This is a genomic window from Rahnella contaminans, from assembly GCF_011065485.1.
Lineage (GTDB): Bacteria > Pseudomonadota > Gammaproteobacteria > Enterobacterales > Enterobacteriaceae > Rahnella > Rahnella contaminans.
Genome location: NZ_JAADJS010000006.1, coordinates 118,414 through 136,679, shown reverse-complemented (window position 1 = coordinate 136,679; position 18,266 = coordinate 118,414). Strand labels below are relative to the sequence as shown.

The 18,266-nt window shown below is 50.7% G+C and carries 18 protein-coding genes; 8 read left to right on the top strand and 10 right to left on the bottom strand.

Going from position 1 to position 18,266, the window contains the following annotated elements; translation table 11 throughout:
* Positions 1-283: 283 nt before the first annotated feature.
* Positions 284-850 carry a D-glycero-beta-D-manno-heptose 1,7-bisphosphate 7-phosphatase gene (gmhB, locus tag GW579_RS21775; protein ID WP_152326545.1) on the bottom strand — a complete coding sequence of 189 codons (567 nt, stop codon included), beginning with the start codon at positions 848-850 and terminating at the stop codon, positions 284-286.
* Positions 851-1,029: 179 nt separating this feature from the next.
* On the opposite strand from gmhB, the gene metN reads away from it, so the two are divergent.
* The 6 genes from metN to proS all read left to right on the top strand — a co-directional run bounded on the left by metN (position 1,030) and on the right by proS (position 6,705).
* The gene (gene metN / locus GW579_RS21770) at positions 1,030-2,061 is read left to right on the top strand and encodes a methionine ABC transporter ATP-binding protein MetN (protein ID WP_152326544.1); all 1,032 of its coding nucleotides are present in this window, start codon (positions 1,030-1,032) and stop codon (positions 2,059-2,061) included.
* On the top strand, positions 2,054-2,707 hold the full coding sequence (locus tag GW579_RS21765) for a methionine ABC transporter permease MetI (protein WP_104924647.1): 654 nt from the start codon (positions 2,054-2,056) through the stop codon (positions 2,705-2,707). Before metN ends, GW579_RS21765 begins: the two co-directional genes overlap by 8 nt.
* A gap of 63 nt (positions 2,708-2,770) precedes the next feature.
* Complete coding sequence (locus GW579_RS21760) at positions 2,771-3,586, top strand: MetQ/NlpA family lipoprotein (protein ID WP_104924646.1); 816 nt, start codon at positions 2,771-2,773, stop codon at positions 3,584-3,586.
* A gap of 170 nt (positions 3,587-3,756) precedes the next feature.
* Positions 3,757-4,164: an Rcs stress response system protein RcsF gene (gene rcsF, locus GW579_RS21755; protein WP_152326543.1), complete on the top strand. Its 408-nt coding sequence runs from the start codon at positions 3,757-3,759 to the stop codon at positions 4,162-4,164.
* On the top strand, positions 4,161-4,868 hold the full coding sequence (gene tsaA, locus GW579_RS21750; protein WP_165061795.1) for a tRNA (N6-threonylcarbamoyladenosine(37)-N6)-methyltransferase TrmO: 708 nt from the start codon (positions 4,161-4,163) through the stop codon (positions 4,866-4,868). Before rcsF ends, tsaA begins: the two co-directional genes overlap by 4 nt.
* Before the next feature lie 118 nt (positions 4,869-4,986).
* Positions 4,987-6,705, top strand: a complete 1,719-nt coding sequence (gene proS, locus GW579_RS21745; protein WP_165061792.1) for a proline--tRNA ligase — start codon at positions 4,987-4,989, stop codon at positions 6,703-6,705.
* 84 nt (positions 6,706-6,789) lie between these two features.
* Here the strand turns inward: proS and nlpE are convergent, their stop codons facing one another.
* Genes nlpE through GW579_RS21730 form a run of 3 tightly spaced genes read right to left on the bottom strand, consistent with a single transcriptional unit; the run spans position 6,790 to position 8,508 of the window.
* The gene (nlpE, locus tag GW579_RS21740; protein ID WP_152326540.1) at positions 6,790-7,467 is read right to left on the bottom strand and encodes an envelope stress response activation lipoprotein NlpE; all 678 of its coding nucleotides are present in this window, start codon (positions 7,465-7,467) and stop codon (positions 6,790-6,792) included.
* Between the two features lie 58 nt (positions 7,468-7,525).
* Positions 7,526-7,942, bottom strand: a complete 417-nt coding sequence (gene arfB / locus GW579_RS21735) for an alternative ribosome rescue aminoacyl-tRNA hydrolase ArfB (protein WP_165061789.1) — start codon at positions 7,940-7,942, stop codon at positions 7,526-7,528.
* Positions 7,943-7,947: 5 nt separating this feature from the next.
* Positions 7,948-8,508 (bottom strand): YaeQ family protein, encoded by a 561-nt coding sequence (locus GW579_RS21730; protein WP_152326538.1) that lies wholly within the window; start codon positions 8,506-8,508, stop codon positions 7,948-7,950.
* Between the two features lie 215 nt (positions 8,509-8,723).
* On the opposite strand from GW579_RS21730, the gene GW579_RS21725 reads away from it, so the two are divergent.
* Together GW579_RS21725 and rof are read left to right on the top strand one after the other, a co-directional pair.
* The gene (locus GW579_RS21725) at positions 8,724-8,924 is read left to right on the top strand and encodes a YaeP family protein (protein ID WP_015696108.1); all 201 of its coding nucleotides are present in this window, start codon (positions 8,724-8,726) and stop codon (positions 8,922-8,924) included.
* Complete coding sequence (rof, locus tag GW579_RS21720) at positions 8,911-9,171, top strand: Rho-binding antiterminator (RefSeq protein ID WP_101079200.1); 261 nt, start codon at positions 8,911-8,913, stop codon at positions 9,169-9,171. Before GW579_RS21725 ends, rof begins: the two co-directional genes overlap by 14 nt.
* A 75-nt stretch (positions 9,172-9,246) precedes the next feature.
* Here rof and GW579_RS21715 read toward each other — a convergent pair whose 3' ends face one another.
* From GW579_RS21715 to dnaE, 6 genes are all read right to left on the bottom strand, one after another.
* A complete protein-coding gene (locus GW579_RS21715; RefSeq protein ID WP_152326537.1) occupies positions 9,247-9,579 on the bottom strand; it encodes a c-type cytochrome in 333 nt (110 codons plus the stop codon).
* 25 nt (positions 9,580-9,604) lie between these two features.
* Positions 9,605-10,957 carry a tRNA lysidine(34) synthetase TilS gene (gene tilS / locus GW579_RS21710; protein ID WP_165061787.1) on the bottom strand — a complete coding sequence of 451 codons (1,353 nt, stop codon included), beginning with the start codon at positions 10,955-10,957 and terminating at the stop codon, positions 9,605-9,607.
* Between the two features lie 4 nt (positions 10,958-10,961).
* The gene (locus GW579_RS21705; protein ID WP_165061784.1) at positions 10,962-11,354 is read right to left on the bottom strand and encodes a VOC family protein; all 393 of its coding nucleotides are present in this window, start codon (positions 11,352-11,354) and stop codon (positions 10,962-10,964) included.
* An 86-nt stretch (positions 11,355-11,440) separates the two neighbouring features.
* On the bottom strand, positions 11,441-13,588 hold the full coding sequence (locus GW579_RS21700; protein ID WP_165061781.1) for a lysine decarboxylase LdcC: 2,148 nt from the start codon (positions 13,586-13,588) through the stop codon (positions 11,441-11,443).
* A gap of 189 nt (positions 13,589-13,777) precedes the next feature.
* Entirely contained in the window at positions 13,778-14,737 is a 960-nt protein-coding gene (gene accA, locus GW579_RS21695) for an acetyl-CoA carboxylase carboxyl transferase subunit alpha (RefSeq protein ID WP_013574209.1), read from the bottom strand.
* Positions 14,738-14,749: 12 nt separating this feature from the next.
* Positions 14,750-18,232 carry a DNA polymerase III subunit alpha gene (dnaE, locus tag GW579_RS21690; RefSeq protein WP_152326533.1) on the bottom strand — a complete coding sequence of 1,161 codons (3,483 nt, stop codon included), beginning with the start codon at positions 18,230-18,232 and terminating at the stop codon, positions 14,750-14,752.
* Positions 18,233-18,266 lie beyond the last annotated feature (34 nt).

The window sequence follows — 18,266 nt, the reverse complement described above, 5'->3', positions numbered from 1 at the left end:
TCTTGTGAGTGCCCACACAGATTGTCTGATAAATTGTTAAAGAGCAGTGAGTTACGCGCTTTCGCTTGCTAACTCGAGGTGGCGTATATTACGCTTTCCTCATTCAGTGTCAACCGTTTATTTCATCCGGTTGCCGCTGTTTTTAATCTTTCCGACCCGGTCACTTCGTGATGTTGTTCACGTTGTTCCCTGTCGATGGAGCGGCATTATAGGGAGTTCGATTTTAATGGCAAGCGAATAAATACAGTTTTATTTCGTTTGCCGTTTTTTTATCCAAAGACAGTTATTTTTGCGCTTTTGCTATAAAGGAAGGCAATGCAGCAAAGCTTTCCAGTACGGCGTCGGCTGCACTTTCACCCTGTTCGGTAACCGGCTTGCCGGTGCGTACTAAAATCTTATGGCCGACACCCGCCGCCGCAGCTGCCTGCATGTCTTCGAGTTTATCGCCCACCATATAAGATGAAGCCATATCAATATTGAGTTCCTCTTTGGCTGTCATAAACATACCTGGCAGAGGCTTACGGCAATCGCAAACCTGAGTAAACTCTTTAACGGTACCTTCGGGATGATGCGGGCAGAAATAGATGCCGTCGAGATCGACGCCTCTGTCGGCAAGCGACCAGTCCATCCACTCCGTCAGCGTCATAAACTGATCTTCGGTAAACTTGCCGCGTGCGATACCGGACTGATTGGTAACTAATACCAATAAGAAGCCCATCTCTTTGAGTTTAAGGCAGGCATCAATAACACCATCGATAAACTGGAAATCATCGATTTCATGTACATAGCCGTGATCGACATTCAAAGTCCCATCACGGTCAAGAAAGATTGCTGAAACTGGTTGTGCCACGAATTTGCTCCTGATGGCGGGTTAACGGCATCAGTATCGCATGTTTTCACTGCTCGTGAGAACGCTAACCTGGTTGACTTAGACGTCTAGACGCCTTAGCATCCACGACATGCTTCGGGGAAGTGCTCCCGCAGAGTTAATTTCACCACGTCACGGCAAAAAGACAGAATAAAAAAAATATGATTAAACTTTCAAACATCACCAAGGTTTTCCAGCAGGGTTCGCGCCAGATCGTCGCGCTCTCTGACGTGAGTCTTCACGTCCCTGCCGGGCAAATTTATGGCGTAATCGGCTCATCTGGCGCGGGGAAAAGTACATTAATCCGCTGCGTCAATTTGCTGGAACGTCCGACCAAAGGCCAGGTACTGGTTGATGGTCAGGATTTGATGTCCTTCTCCGAGAAAGCGCTGACCCGCGCACGCCGACAGATTGGTATGATTTTTCAGCACTTTAATTTGCTGTCGTCACGTACTGTCTTTGGCAATGTGGCACTGCCGCTGGAGCTGGATAACCTTTCTTCTGCAGAAATCAAAAAACGTGTTTCCGAGTTGCTGAGCCTTGTGGGCCTGGAAGATAAACATGATGCTTACCCGGCCAATCTTTCCGGCGGTCAAAAACAGCGTGTGGCGATTGCGCGCGCTCTGGCCAGCAATCCTAAAGTCTTGTTGTGCGATGAAGCGACCAGTGCTCTTGACCCGGCGACCACCCGCGCAATTCTTGAATTGCTGAAAGATATCAACCGTCGCCTTGGATTAACTATTTTGTTGATCACGCACGAGATGGATGTCGTTAAGCGCATTTGCGATCAGGTTGCGGTGATCAGCGATGGCAAATTAATCGAGCAGGATAAAGTGAGTGAGATGTTCTCACACCCTAAAACCCCGCTGGCGCAGCAGTTTATTCAGTCAACGCTGCACCTGGATGTCCCGGAAGATTACGCCGTACGTCTGGTTCCTGAACCTGAAGCCGGTCGGGTACCTTTATTACGTCTGGAATTCACCGGCCAGTCCGTTGATGCGCCTTTGCTTTCAGAGGCCGTGCGCCGTTTCGACATAAACAATAATATTATCAGTGCTCAGATGGATTATGCCGGCGGCGTGAAGTTCGGGATTATGCTGACAGAAATGCACGGTGCAGAAGAAAACACTCAGGCAGCAATTCAGTTCCTGCATGAAAATCAGGTAAAAGTAGAGGTACTCGGTTATGTCTGAGCCAATGATGTGGTTAATGGGTCGGGGGATTTGGGAAACTGTCATCATGACACTGACCTCTGGCTTCTTCGGTTTCGTTCTGGGTCTGCCTTTTGGCGTGCTGCTTTACGTCACCCGTCCGGGGCAGATTGCAGAGAACAAAAACGTCTATCGCGTGATGTCTGCGCTGGTTAACATTTTCCGTTCTATACCTTTTATTATTCTGCTCGTCTGGATGATTCCGTTCACACGTCTGATCGTCGGGACTTCAATCGGTTTACAGGCGGCAATTGTCCCCCTGACCGTTGGCGCGGCGCCATTTATCGCGCGTATGGTTGAGAATGCGTTGCTGGAAATCCCAAGCGGTCTGGTTGAAGCCTCACGCGCCATGGGCGCCACGCCAATGCAAATCATCCGTAAAATCTTGTTGCCGGAAGCTTTGCCGGGTCTGGTCAACGCAGCCACTATCACGCTGATCACTCTGGTGGGTTATTCTGCTATGGGCGGTGCTGTCGGTGCTGGTGGATTAGGGCAAATCGGTTATCAGTACGGTTACATTGGTTATGACGCAACTGTAATGAATACGGTATTAGTCCTGTTAGTCGTTTTGGTGTATTTAATTCAGTTTTGCGGCGACCGCATCGTAAAAGCAGTCACGCATAAATAATGAAACAACAGCTGTAATAGCTAACCCTGCGAATAATTTTTATCCGCTTATTGAGGAAAGGACATGTCTAATAAATTTAAATCCATTGCAGTTGTCGGCGCGCTTCTGGGAACGCTGGCTTTAGTTGGTTGCGGGCCGAAAGAACAGGATCCTAACCATATTAAAGTGGGTGTGATTGTCGGTTCTGAACAGCAGGTTGCTGAAGTTGCACAGAAAGTCGCTAAAGAAAAATATGGGCTTGACGTAGAGCTGGTGACTTTCAACGACTACGTGCTGCCAAACGAAGCGCTGAGCAAAGGCGATATCGATGTTAACGCCTTCCAGCATAAACCTTACCTGGATCAACAAATTAAAGATCGTGGTTATAAACTGGTTCCGGTCGGCAATACTTTCGTCTACCCAATCGCCGGTTATTCTAAAAAAATTAAGTCTATCGATGAGCTGAAAGATGGCGATCAGGTTGCATTGCCAAACGACCCGACTAACCTGGGCCGTTCATTACTGCTGCTGCAAAAACAAGGTTTAATCAAACTGAAAGACGGTGTTGGCTTGCTGCCGACTGTTCTGGATGTCACTGAGAACCCTAAAAACCTGAAACTGGTTGAGCTGGAAGCACCACAACTGCCACGTTCACTGGATGATGCAAAAATTGCACTGGCTGTAATCAACACCACTTACGCCAGCCAGATTAACCTGACGCCAGAGAAAGACGGCATCTTCGTTGAAGATAAAGAATCTCCGTACGTTAACCTGATCGTTGCGCGTGAAGACAATAAAGATGCTGAAAACGTGAAGAAATTCGTTCAGGCTTACCAGTCTGACGAAGTTAACGCCGCAGCGAACAAGATCTTCAACGGCGGCGCGGTGAAAGGTTGGTAATTCGCGAATGTCAGGAACACAGTATTTATCCTGATAATTACTCTCGCAAATATTCCTTTCACAAATAAATTCAAGGCGGGCTTATGCCCGCCTTGTTATTTCCTCAATACCTTGGTTCAATAACGCCACATTCTTTCCTGTAAACATATTAAAAAAGCAGAGGACATACCATGCGTGCTTTACCTCTCTGTTTGTCGGCACTTTTGCTGGCGGGTTGTTCCCTGACTCAACACACACAGCCAACAACCACTGCACCTGTTGTTAAAGAAGAGCCAAAACCTGTCAAACCAAAACCGGCTCCGGTTCGCCCTGCCCCCGTCAAACTGTATAAAGATGCTGAAGCTCTGGTCGGAACACCTTTCCGCGACCTGGGTGAAGTTTCTGGCGAGTCTTGCCAGAGCGATCAAAACGATACGCCACCAAGCCTTGCGGCTGCGCGTAAAAGAATGCTGACCCGCGCCTCTTATATGAAAGCAAATGCGGTGCTGTTGCATCAGTGCGAGATCGTCGGCGGCGTCCCTGGCTGTTTCCAGCAGGCAATTTGTCAGGGTTCAGCTCTGAATGTCACCTTTAAATGACCTCATTTTCTTTTGAGCAAATAGGGACCATTCATTCTCCCTACAAAGAGAAGTTTGCTGTTCCGCGCCAGCCGGGGTTAGTTCAGGATGGAGGCGGCGAATTACATCTTCATGCTCCTTATAACCAGCCCGAGGCCGTACGCGGGCTGGAAGATTTCAGTCATTTATGGGTGATGTTCATCTTTCATCAGACGATGGACGGGGGGTGGCGCCCGACGGTGCGTCCGCCGCGCCTTGGTGGCAATATTCGTACTGGCGTGTTTGCCACACGTTCAACTTTTCGCCCCAATCCGCTGGGTATGTCGCTGGTTGAACTAAAAGGCATTCACTGTCAGGGGCAGAGTGTGATTCTGCAACTCGGCAGTCTCGACCTCGTCGATGGCACCCCTGTTGTTGATATCAAACCTTATCTGCCGTTTGCGGAAAGCCATCCTGAAGCCCGTGCGGGTTTTGCCCAACATGCGCCAAAAGCCGATATGCCCGTGGAATTTCTCCCTCAGGCAGAATCTCAACTGGCAAAACATGCAGGAAAATATCCGCATCTGCGCCGCTTTATTACACAGGTATTAGGGCAGGATCCGCGTCCTGCTTACCGCAAAGGTGAATCTGCTGAACGGGATTACGCCGTTCGCCTGCTGGAATTTAATGTCCGCTGGCGGGTTGTAGGTTCCCTGAATCAGGTAATGTCCCTCGACGAAGACTAAATTTCCGTTGCGTCTCTTTTGGCAACACCAACTCGCTGGTAAACTAAGCCACTTTTCACGTTTTGGCTGCCACTGGCAGCCCGATTGCAATTTGCAGTGCTAACGGAACCAACACATCATGCGTACTACTCAATATCTGCTCTCTACACTGAAAGAGACGCCAGCCGACGCAGAAGTCATCAGCCACCAGCTGATGCTTCGCGCTGGTATGATCCGTAAACTGGCCTCCGGCCTGTACACCTGGCTGCCAACCGGCTTACGTGTTCTCAAAAAAGTTGAAAACATCGTACGCGAAGAAATGAACAACGCGAACGCCATTGAAGTGTCTATGCCGGTAGTTCAGCCCGCTGATTTATGGCAGGAGAGCGGACGTTGGGAACAATACGGCCCGGAACTGCTGCGTTTCGTTGACCGTGGCGAGCGTCCGTTCGTACTGGGTCCAACCCACGAAGAAGTCATTACGGATTTGATCCGCAACGAAGTCAGCTCCTACAAACAATTGCCGCTGAACTTCTTCCAGATCCAGACCAAATTCCGCGATGAAGTTCGTCCGCGCTTTGGCGTGATGCGTTCACGTGAATTCCTGATGAAAGATGCCTACTCGTTCCACACGACGCAGGAATCCCTTCAGGAAACTTACGATGCGATGTATGCGGCTTACAGCCAAATTTTCAACCGCATGGGTCTGGATTTCCGTGCTGTGCTGGCAGATACCGGTTCTATCGGCGGCAGCGCATCACATGAATTCCAGGTTCTGGCACAGAGCGGCGAAGATGATGTCGTGTTCTCTGATTCTTCTGATTTCGCGGCTAACATTGAGTTCGCTGAAGCATTAGCGCCAACGACGCCACGCGCTGCAGCATCTGAAGAAATGCGTGTTGTTGAAACACCAGATGCTAAAACCATCGCTGAACTGACTGAACAGTTCCAGGTGCCGGTTGAGAAAACCGTGAAGACCCTGATGGTTCACGCTACCCCGGAAAGCGGCCATAAACTGGTTGCCCTGCTGGTTCGCGGTGACCATGACCTGAACGAGATCAAAGCCGAAAAACTGCCACAAATTGCTGCTCCGCTGACTTTCGCAACAGAAGCTGAAATCCGCGAAATCGTTGCAGCAGGCCCGGGGTCACTCGGCCCGGTTAATCTGCCAATGCCAGTTGTTGCTGACCGCACCGTTGCCGCTATGAGCGATTTCAGCGCTGGCGCAAACATCGACGGTAAACATTACTTTGGTATTAACTGGGATCGCGATGTTGCGCTGCCAGAAGTGGCAGACATCCGTAACGTGGTTGCCGGCGATCCAAGCCCGGACGGCCAGGGTACTCTGGTTATCAAGCGCGGTATCGAAGTTGGCCACATCTTCCAGCTGGGTACTAAATACTCAGAAGCGATGAATGCAACAGTTCAGGGCGAAGATGGCCGTAATCAGGTCATGACCATGGGCTGTTACGGCATCGGAGTGACCCGCGTGGTCGCTGCGGCTATCGAACAAAACCACGATGACCGTGGAATTATCTGGCCGGACGCCATTGCTCCGTTCCAGGTTGCGATTCTGCCAATGAACATGCACAAATCTTTCCGCGTGAAAGATGCGGCGGAAGCGTTGTACAAAGAACTGCGTTCACACGGTATCGATGTGATCCTCGACGATCGTAAAGAGCGTCCGGGCGTCATGTTCGCAGACATGGAACTGATCGGTGTTCCACACCACGTTGTGATTGGTGATCGTAATCTGGACGCTGAAGAGCTGGAATACAAAAACCGTCGCAGCGGTGAAAAACAAATGATTAAGCAAGGCGATATTGTTGAATATCTGCTGAGCCAGATCCCGCGTTAATATTTTAGCGACAGACGTTCGCCCATTAAAATGCCCGCATTGCGCGGGCATTTTTGTTTGTACAATCCGATAAAAGCTTAAAGGCTAAGGGCAAACTTTATTGGCATCAAAGCTGATATTCTTATCCGCAACAACCGCCCGTTGCATTTGCCCCTCTTCCATTGAAGGTTCTGTCATAAAGTGACCGTCCATCGAGATGAAGACCAGCTGGTTCGGCGCTTTACGCGCAGCAAGGTAGCCAGCTTCCAGCGTTTTATTGGCAGACATCGGGAAAATATTACCCGTTGCGCAATCTTTAAAAGAGGCCGCATCGGCGCTGTATTGCATCATGCCGGTCAGTGCCATTGGCGTTTTAGGCAGGCTCTGCTGCACAGGTTTCAGCGTGTAGTTGAACGAAGAAACGATCGGCTCACCGCTGTGATCAAGCATTTCCAGATTTTCATCTTTTGGATGGAAATAGCGCTTCTCGCCATGGCTGTCAGTCAGAACCAGTTTATCTGCCGTACGCGCCCAACGGCCGTAGCTGGCGAAGCTCTGATCGCCCTCTTTGCTGCCCTGATACACTTCCTGCAAGATGTAAGTCCCGTCCTGTTGCAGGAACAATGAGGTTTTTAAGCCGCTGCAATCTGCGCAAGGCAAAACACCACTGTAACTTTGCTGCATCGCCTGAAGCGGTTTTTCATGATTGAAGGCAGCGGTGTGGCAGCCGAACAGTGACAGCGCCCCGAGCGCCAGCACTGCCGTGATAATGATTTTTTTCACAGTTTCTCCCCTACTGCTTTTTCCTTGTGCTGCGATAAAGATTGTCCTGCAACACGATTTAAGGCTGACGAATTTTGCCTCGTAATGCTTTTGTGGCACCTTTGCGCACTTTACTTTCTACGCGACGAATTTTAGACCCTTTGGTCGGCTTCGTCGCCCGGCGAGGTTTTTCTACCACCATCGCCTGCGAAATCAATGTACTCAGCCGGGCTACAGCGGCTTCTCGGTTCTGCTCCTGACTCCGGTATTCCTGGGCTTTAATGATTACCCAACCGTCAGCAGTAATAGAATGGTGATTGAATGCCAGTAACCGCTCTTTGTAATATTCTGGCAAACTTGACGCTTTAATATCAAAGCGTAAATGGATCGCCGTTGATGTTTTATTGACGTTCTGACCACCATTTCCCTGCGCGCGGATCGCCGTTAATTCGATTTCGCTGTCAGGGATTTCCAGTTTTCCGGAAAGGATTAGCACGCTGATTACCTTCCGTCATTTCCGGCAAACTCTTTCCATTCAGAAAAATGAATTTCCAAATTACTCTGAGCATCGGAAAGCCAAATAGTTCCGTCCTGTAAAGTTGCCTGTAAATCCATGGTCCTGCTGCCAAAAGCGGTCAGCTGATTCAGAAGCTCATCTTCTAAATATCGAATGCGAAGGTTGTTAAAACCTCTGACCTTCCCTTCAATTTGTGACCACCAGACTTTTGCCGCTCTCTCACCATAAGCGTAAAGCACGACTTCGCGCGATTGGTTACAGGCCTTTTTCAGACGCTTCTCATCCGGCAACCCTAATTCAACCCATAATTCGATGCCGTTATGATCGTTTTTACGCCAGATTTCAGGTTCGTCTTCCGCACTTAATCCACGGGTAAAAGTCAGGCGTTCATCTGCATGATAAATCCATGCCAGCAGACGCAGCATCATTCGTTGTTCTGTTTCTGAGGGATGCTGGGCCAAAGTCAGGTTGGCGTCATGAAAGAAATTACGATCCATATCAGCAATATTGATTGCTGCTTTATAAATTGTTGCTTTTAGCGCCATGGGAAACCTCTTGATATCAGACGCACAGTGTACTTGAAAGCGTCCTGCCTAAACCAGTTTTCCCCCGATGGACCTTCTGAATAAAGGCTGTACGCAAACGATTTACCTTTACAGGCCTGCTAATAACTCACACTCTCCTGTGCTATAGTCGTTAAATACTGAGAGTTTATCTTTCTGCGCTTTCCTCAGAGGGATACGCTTTTTAGGGAGAACTTATGCAACAATACTGTGAGTTGGTACGCCGTAAATATTCTGAAATCGCCAGCGGCGATCTCGGATATGTGCCCGATGCGTTGGGTTGTGTATTGAAAGCATTGGACGAAGTGGCAGCGAATGCTGAGCTTCCGTCTTCCGTTAGGGACCAGGCGGCCTACGCCGCCGCTAACTTATTGGTGAGCGATTATGTCGATGAATGATGAGTACCAACCCATCAATTGTGATGACTACGATAATCTCGAGCTCGCCTGCCAGCATCACCTGGTTTTGACGCTGAAGCTGCGTAGCGGAGAAGTCGTTGAGGCAAAAGCCAAAGATTTGTTAATGCGTAAGAAAGTGGAGTATCTGGTGGTCGAGGCCAGCGGAGAACAACGCGATCTGCGGCTTGATCATATAGAAAGCTTTAGCCATCCGGAAATTGGCACGGTGGTCGTGAGCGCAGAATAAGCGAAAACCTCCGTGACTATGACTAACGGGCAATCTCAGGGTTGCCCGTTTGCATTTCTGCAACCACCCCATTTCCTATTTAAGCGGCGTCAGACTGGCATAGTAAGCTGCCAGATCACTAACATCCTGCTCAGACAGTGATGACGTAAAAGCCTGCATGACACCCGCCTGCCCGCCGCTGCGTTCTCCTTTCTGATAAGCACGCAACGCCAGTGCAAGATAATCTTCATTTTGCCCGGCCAGATTAGGGTAAATAGCATTAACCGCTTTTCCCTTTGCGCCGTGGCATGCAGCACAACTTGCCGATTTAGACTGACCATCAGCACTGTTTCCCTGAGCCAGAACCGGTGAACTCAGCAATATCAGCGGCAATAACCCTGCCATTGCCCGCAACAAAATTCTCAGCATTACAACTCCCAAAATTAACCGCTTTCTATTTTATTGAGCAACCGGACCATAACAGCCGCCATTGTCCTTCGTTATTTTCAGCCAGTGCCTGACGGGTGATAAACCAGCCAGGTGCAGCAATAAGCTGTTCATTGTAATAAACCAGCGGAATGCGATCCCGTTGCCAGGGCGGCACGCCTAACTCAGACCACAACTTTTTCGCCTGACGGGCACGATCGCGCCCAACCTTTTCAATCATCCCGGAAGCATGAAAGCGAACGGTGATCGTTTCTCCCGCGCGCGGCTGGCGGATGACACAGCTTTCATCACCCGCATCACGAATTGCAGAAACTGATAAAACACCCAGAGCGTCAGGCAACAGAAGTTTGTCAGCAGGATCCCAGCTGATGACCTGATCCTTGAGGGATGAATATTGGGGCAACAGATACAGACGCTGGCGATAACGTCGCACAACAAAACTCCCAAGCTGAAGCTGCGCCTGTGCATCTTCACGGCTTAACGCCACTTCATCCCAAATTCTCTGGAGCTGTTCGCGGGAAGGCATTTTTGCTTCACGGCCAGCCAGCCAGCGGCGCAGCAGCGCGGAACGTCTTGCCGCCGAGAAACTCCCCATGCCCTCAACAGATAAACTTCCCCGTTCATCTGTTAACGCCGTCAGGGACTCACTGAGCAGTTCATCAAGCAGGGATTCCTGTTCCGCACATAACGAAGCGCTGCGGGCGGTGGATTGCGCGAAATGCGGCCAGCGCGCATAGAGCGAAGGAAGAATATCGAGTCGCAAAAAATTACGATCGAAACGGGCATCACAATTGCTGTCATCCTCGATCCACGTCAGCTGATGCTGATCTGCGTATTCCTCAAGTTGATCCCGGCTGAGATCGAGCAACGGCCGCATCAGCCGATAACCCAGCCCCATACTGTTCGCGCTCATCGCCGACAAACCCGCAGGGCCACTACCGCGTTTGAGCGCCAGCAAAAACGTTTCACACTGATCGTTAAGATGTTGCGCTGTCAGTAAGACTTCGCCTTCTTCCAGCTGTGTTGAAAATGCCTGATAGCGTGCAGCTCTTGCTGCCGCTTCAATCCCGCCATCACGGGCATTTACCTGAACCTTGATGACCGACAGCCCGATATTCCTCAGCTGACAAAAATCATGGCAATGTATCGCCCAGCCATCCGCAAACGGGCTTAATCCGTGATGCACATGTAATGCCCGCAGCCGTAAGTCCGGGATCTGGTTGTCCCGCAACTGCGCAAGACCAGCCAGCAAAACGGTTGAATCCAGACCGCCGCTAAATGCCACGCAAAGTTTTCGCGCAGACCCAATTTTGCTGCGCAGATGTTCAGTCAGAAACAGTGCTGACGGATGACGATTCATGAGATTACCGGGATTCGTAAAGCTCTAACGGCAGGCCGTCGGGATCGGTGAAAAAAGTAAACTGTTTGCCGGTATAAGGATCTGTTCTCACCGGTTCGCAAAAGACACCGGCGGCTTCCAGCGCACTGACGGACTGCCCGATATCTTCAACGCTGAACGCCAGATGGCGCAAACCGCAGGATTCAGGCCGGCTTGGACGGGCAGGTGGATTTGGGAAGCTGAACAACTCAATCGTATACTGGCCGTTCAGTGCCAGATCGGCTTTCCATGAATCACGTTCTTCGCGGTAAAACTCGCCAAGTAAGGTAAACCCAAGAATATCGCAATAGAAATGTTTACTGGCCTGATAATCAGAACCAATGACCGCGATGTGATGAACCTGGCGAAGATTAAGCATGATGATTTCCTGTTAATTCCTGCTGTGCACGTTACTCAGGGTGTTTGCAGACGTCAATAAAAAGCCCTCACGAAGAGGGCGGTTTGTTAACCCGCTTCCGGGAGTTTTAAAACTTTTACCAGATAGCGCCCGTCTTCTGTGAGACGGGTTCCATGAATATCCGTTTCAAATCCCGGATAACGCTCACCGATAGAACACAGCATGATCAGAAAATCGAGAACGGCCCGGCTCTCTTGCGTAATCATCTCACCGGGCATCACCACGGGTACGCCCGGTGGATACGGCAGAATCATATTGGCAGAGACTTTGCCAATCAGTTCGTCAATGTCGCACTCATCGATATGCCCGCGCACCTGATGCTGGAACATTTCATATGGCGTCATTTTCATTTCCGGCAACACATCAAAAGCCTCGATCATCAGACGTGGAAGATCATGGCGGACAATCAGTTTGTGGATCCCCTGAGCCAGATCCTGAATGCGCATATTACGGTAGAAATCCGGATCTTCTGCATAAAGGTCCGGAAGCATATTTTTGACCCGAAGATTAAGATCATAGCTGCGTTTGAAGTCCGTCAGCCCGCGCATCAGGCTCATGGATTTGGTTTTATCAATACCAATGCTGAACAGGAAAAGCAGATTGTACGGACCCGTTTTTTCCACTACCACGCCGCGCTCATCAAGGAATTTCGCCACCAGTGCCGCCGGGATCCCCTCTTCTTCGAGTTTGCCCATTTCATTCATGCCGGGCGTCAGGATCGTCACTTTGATCGGATCCAGATACATATGATTGGTATCGGCATCAGCAAAACCATGCCAGTTTTGATCCGGATTCAGCGGCCAGCACTCTGCTTCATCAATATGCTCAGGTTGCCAGATATCGAAGAACCAGCCGTCAGTTTCCTCACGCAGCCGTTGTATCTCATTACGGAAATGCAGCGCACGTTCCACAGAACGGTTGATGAGCCGCCGTCCGGGGTTTCCGCGCAACATAGCCGCCGCAGTTTCTGCCGACGCCACAATGCCGTAGTTCGGCGATGTGGTGGTGTGCATCATGTAGGCTTCATTAAAGGTGCTTTCGTTATAGTCGCCTTTAATGTGAATCATGGAAGCCTGTGAGAAAGCCGCCAGCAATTTATGCGTCGACTGCGTTTCATAAATCACTTTGCCGGGAACCCGCTCGCCACTCATTCCACTTTTGCCATCATAAATCGGATGGAAATTGGTGTACGGCACCCACGCGGAATCAAAGTGAATCGACGGTACATCCAGCGTATTTTTGATGTAATCCGTGTTGTAAAGCAGCCCGTCGTAGGTGGAATTGGTGATCACCGCATGCACGGGCCAGGTGGCATTTTCGGTCTGCGCGATCTTCTCTTCAATGCTTTCACGTGTGAATTCCCGTTGCGGGATCCCGCCCAGAATACCGTAGGCATTGCGGTTCGGACGCAAATACACCGGCACGATGTTGGTCATCATCATCAGATGCGCCAGAGATTTGTGGCAGTTTCGGTCAATCAGCACGGTGCTGCCCGCAGGCGCGGCGTACATCCCGACAATTTTGTTTGCCGTGGATGTGCCATTGGTAACGATATAGCTTTGCTCCGCCCCAAACGTTCGCGCGATGTATTCCTCCGCCTCTAAATGCGGGCCGGTATGGTCGAGCAGGGAACCGAGTTCCGTTACCGAAATCGACACATCCGCTTTCAAGGTCTTAGCCCCGAAGAAGTCATAAAAAAGCGTTCCGACCGGGCTTTTCAGAAAGGCCGTACCGGCCATATGTCCGGGCGTACAGAAGGTATATTTCCCTTCTTCCACATAGGTAAATAACGCTTTGGTCAGCGGCGGCGTGATGGTGTCGATATATTCATCGGTGTACTGGCGAATACGCTTGGCAATATCATCGGCAGCAGCCAGAGCATACTCGAAGAAATACAAGACCATACGCATCTCATTAACATCAACGTCCAGCGTGGAGTGCGTATTGATGAACGCGTAAAGCGGCAGGTATTCATTCAGTTCATTGATTTCCGTACACAGCTCTTCACTGTGCTGGTCCCAGTCGAAAATCGCCCCGCAGATACGGGCATTATTTTCGATGAGTTTGAGTAAGTCAGCACGATCGCGTGGATAAATAATCTGGAATCCGAGAAGCGTCAGCGCGCTATCCAGTTCACGGATTGGCTCATCTTTATAGTAGGCCCCTTCCGGCCGCATGATAGCGATAATATTCATCTGACAAATCCTTCTGTTGTATATCTCTCAGGTATTTATAGAAACACGGTTAACGGACGCTGTGTACCCTTTACCACCGGGTTTCGACCAAAAAGAGGGAATTTAAGAATGCAGGAAAATCTGAGAAGGAAAAACGGTCAATAAAAAAGGCTATGCCGGAGCATAGCCTTTCGCAATACATTGCTGATATCAGCAGTAACCGTAAGTCATCAGACGCTGATAACGACGGTTGCGCAGTTCTTCAGTGCTCAGAACATCCAGATCGCTCAGGTCAGCTTCCAGTTGTGCACGCAGAGAAGCGGCCATTGCCTCAACGTTACGATGCGCGCCACCCAGAGGTTCCGGGATCACGGAGTCGATCAGTTTCAGCTCTTTCAGGCGCGGAGCAATAATACCCATTGCTTCCGCAGCCAGAGGCGCTTTATCTGCGCTCTTCCACAAGATAGACGCACAGCCTTCCGGTGAAATGACCGAGTAGGTGCTGTATTGCAGCATGTTAACTTTGTCACCCACGCCGATTGCCAGAGCACCACCGGAACCCCCTTCACCAATAACGGTGCAGATAACCGGGACGTTCAGACGCGACATTTCGCGCAGGTTGCGGGCGATCGCTTCAGACTGGCCACGTTCTTCCGCACCCACACCAGGGTATGCACCCGGGGTGTCGATGAAGGTGATGATTGGCAGTTTGAAACGTTCGGCCATTTCCATCAGGCGTAACGCTTTGCGATACCCTTCAGGTGCAGGCATACCGAAGTTACGACGAATTTTCTCTTTGGTTTCACGGCCTTTCTGATGACCAATGATCATCACAGCACGTTCACCCAGACGAGCAATACCACCAACGATAGCTTTATCGTCCGCGAATGCACGGTCACCCGCCAGTTCATCAAAATCGGTGAAGATATGTTTGATGTAATCCAGGGTATAAGGGCGACGAGGATGGCGCGCCAGTTGGGCAATTTGCCAGGCGCCCAGATCAGAGAAAATCTTACGGGTCAGTTCAACGCTTTTCTCGCGCAAGCGTGCAACTTCTTCGTCCAGATTAATATCTAATTTTTCGTCTTGACGGCTGACTGCAGTCAGCGAGTCAATTTTCGCTTCCAGTTCCGCAATCGGCTGTTCAAAATCAAGAAAATTCAGACTCATAGCATTCCTATTTTAGTCAAATTCCAGTTCCACCTGCTCACTACCGACCAGGCCTCGCAAATCCAGCAACAGTTTGTCCGTTGGCGTAACACGCCATGACGCCCCGAATCGCAGCCGGGCTCTTGCATTTTCTCGTTGGTAATACAGATGCACTGGTATCGTCCCCGATCGGTGAGGTTCCAACGATTGGCGGAGACGGTTCAAAAGCTGGTCATCAATTTGCCTGTCAGTCAGCGAGATAGCAAGACCGCGAGCATATTTTTCCCGTGCTTCACTGATGTCCATTACATCGCGGGCCATCATTTTAAGCCCGCCACTGAAGTCATCAAAGCTGACCTGTCCTGTGGCGATAAGGATACGGTCTTTTTCCAATAAATGCTGGAATTTTTCCAACGCTTCGGTGAACAACATCACTTCGAGACGACCGGAACGATCGTCAAGCGTACAGATCCCAATGCGGTTACCGCGTTTGGTGACCATAACGCGTGCAGCGAGAACCAGCCCCACTGCGACGGTCATTTTACCCCGATCCGTCGGGTGCATATCTTTCAAACGCTGTCCGCCGCCATAACGTTCGATTTCTTTCAGATACTGCGTGATCGGATGCCCGGTCAGATACAAGCCGAGCGTTTCCCGTTCGCCATCGAGCACCGTTTGTTCCGGCCACGGCATCACGTTTGAGTAAGATTTTTCAACCTGTTCAGGCGCTTCGGCCAGAACACCAAACATGTCTACCTGACCAATGGCCTCCGCTTTCGCGTGCTGATCTGCCGCTTTCAGCGCGTCACTGAGAGAACTCATCAGAGCGGCTCGATGCGGCCCAAGCCGGTCAAAAGCGCCGGACATAATCAGTTTTTCAAGAATGCGTTTGTTCAGCTTTTTGACGTCGGCCCGCGCGCACAAATCAAACAACTCTTTGAAATAGCCGCCTTCATTACGCGCTTCAATAATCGCTTCAATCGGGCCTTCACCCACGCCTTTTATCGCGCCGATACCGTAAACGATCTCACCTTCGTCGTTAACGTGGAAGTGATACAGACCGCTGTTGATGTCCGGCGGCAGAATTTTCAGGCCCATACGCCAGCATTCATCCACCAGCCCGACAACTTTCTCGGTGTTATCCATATCAGCGGTCATTACCGCCGCCATGAATTCGGCCGGATAGTGCGCTTTCAGCCATAACGTCTGGTACGACACCAAAGCGTAGGCGGCTGAGTGAGATTTGTTAAAGCCGTAACCGGCAAATTTCTCTACCAGGTCAAAGATTTTAATCGCCAGTTCGCCGTCAACGCCGCGTGATTTAGCGCCATCTTCGAAGCCGCCGCGCTGTTTTGCCATTTCGACCGGGTTTTTCTTACCCATTGCGCGACGTAACATGTCTGCGCCGCCCAGCGAATAACCCGCCAGAACCTGCGCAATCTGCATAACCTGTTCCTGGTACAAAATGATGCCGTAGGTCGGCTCCAGTACCGGTTTCAGGGACTCATGCTGCCACTGGATATCGGGGTAAGAAATCTCTTCACGACCGTGTTTACGGTCGATGAAGTTATCTACCATCCCCGACTGTAACGGCCCTGGGCGGAACAGCGCCACCAGTGCGATCATATCTTCGAAGCTGTCGGGTTTGAGGCGTTTGATCAAATCTTTCATGCCACGGGATTCAAGCTGGAAAACCGCTGTGGTTTCCGAGCGTTGCAGCATGTCGAAACTTTTCTTGTCATCAAGCGGGATCGCAGCGATATCCAGCGGTGCTTCACCCGCTTTTGCGCGGCGCGCGTTGATCATTTCCAGCGCCCAGTCGATGATCGTCAGCGTACGCAGGCCCAGGAAGTCGAACTTCACCAGCCCGGCATATTCCACGTCGTTTTTATCGAACTGTGTAACCGGATGATTACCTTCGGCGTCGCAATAGAGCGGCGCAAAGTCGGTAATTTTCGTCGGCGCAATAACCACACCACCTGCGTGCTTACCGGCATTTCGTGTAACGCCTTCCAGCTGACGCGCCATGTCGATAAGCGACTTAACTTCTTCATCCGCCTCATAAATCTCAGGCAACTGAGGTTCAGCAGCAAACGCTTTTTCCAGCGTCATACCCGGATCCGGCGGAACTAATTTCGAAATGCGATCGACGAAACCATAGGGATGACCCAGCACGCGGCCAACGTCACGGATAACCGCTTTCGCCGCCATCGTACCGAAAGTAATAATCTGCGAAACGGCTTCACGACCGTACATTTCCGCGACGTGGTCGATAACCCTGTCGCGTTTTTCCATGCAGAAGTCGACGTCAAAGTCGGGCATGGAAACACGTTCAGGGTTAAGGAAACGTTCGAACAGAAGATCGAATTCAAGGGGATCCAGATCCGTGATTTTCAGCGCATAGGCCACCAGTGAACCTGCACCGGAACCACGTCCCGGCCCGACCGGCACGCTGTTATCTTTCGACCACTGGATGAACTCCATAACGATCAGGAAGTAGCCCGGGAAGCCCATCTGGTTGATAACTTTAAGTTCGATATCCAGACGTTCGTCATATTCAGGCCGACGTTGGGCGCGGACTTCAGGATCCGGGAATAAAAACTCGAGACGTTCTTCCAGCCCGATTTTCGATTTTTCGACCAGGAAATCTTCCGTGGTCATATCGCCGGTCGGAAATTGCGGCAGGAAGTATTCGCCCAGACGGATTGTTACGTTGCAGCGTTTGGCGATTTCAACACTGTTTTGCAACGCTTCGGGAATATCTTCAAACAGCTCGCACATTTCGTCTTCACTGCGCATGTATTGCTGCGAAGTGTAATTGCGCGGGCGTTTCGGGTCATCAAGCGTAAAGCCATCGTGGATTGCTACGCGGATTTCATGGGCATCAAAGTCCGTCGGCACCATGAAACGCACGTCGTTGGTGGCCACAACGGGCAAACCGCGCTCCGTCGCCAGCGCCACGGCGGCATGCAGATAGTTTTCTTCCTCTGCGCGACCGGTGCGGATCAGTTCGAGATAATAACGATCGGGGAAATATTGCTGATAGAACTCCAGGCATTGCTCAACCTGCGGACCATTTCCGCGGATCATGAACTTGCCGACATCGCCCATTTTCGCGCCAGAAAGCAGGATCAGCCCTTCATTCAGCTCAGCCAGCCACTCGCGGTCAACAATCGGGCCCGCCGCGCCATAGCCGCGCTGATAAGCACGGGAAATGAGCAGTGTCAGGTTCTGATAACCCTGATTGTTCATTGCCAGTACGGTCAGCTGCGCAAGTTCATCGCCGAGGATTTCACTTTGAACATTCAGGTCTGCGCCGATAATCGGCTTAACGCCTGCGCCGTGCGCCGCACCGTAAAATTTCACCAGCCCGCACAGGTTGGTGAAATCGGTGATAGCCAGAGCAGGCATGCCGAGTGACGCTGCGCATTTCACCAGCGGACCCACTTTCGCGAGGCCATCCACCATGGAATAGTCGCTATGTACGCGCAGATGAATAAAACGAGGTTCGGCCATATCCAGAGTCCAGAAATATGTGAATTAAGAGTTT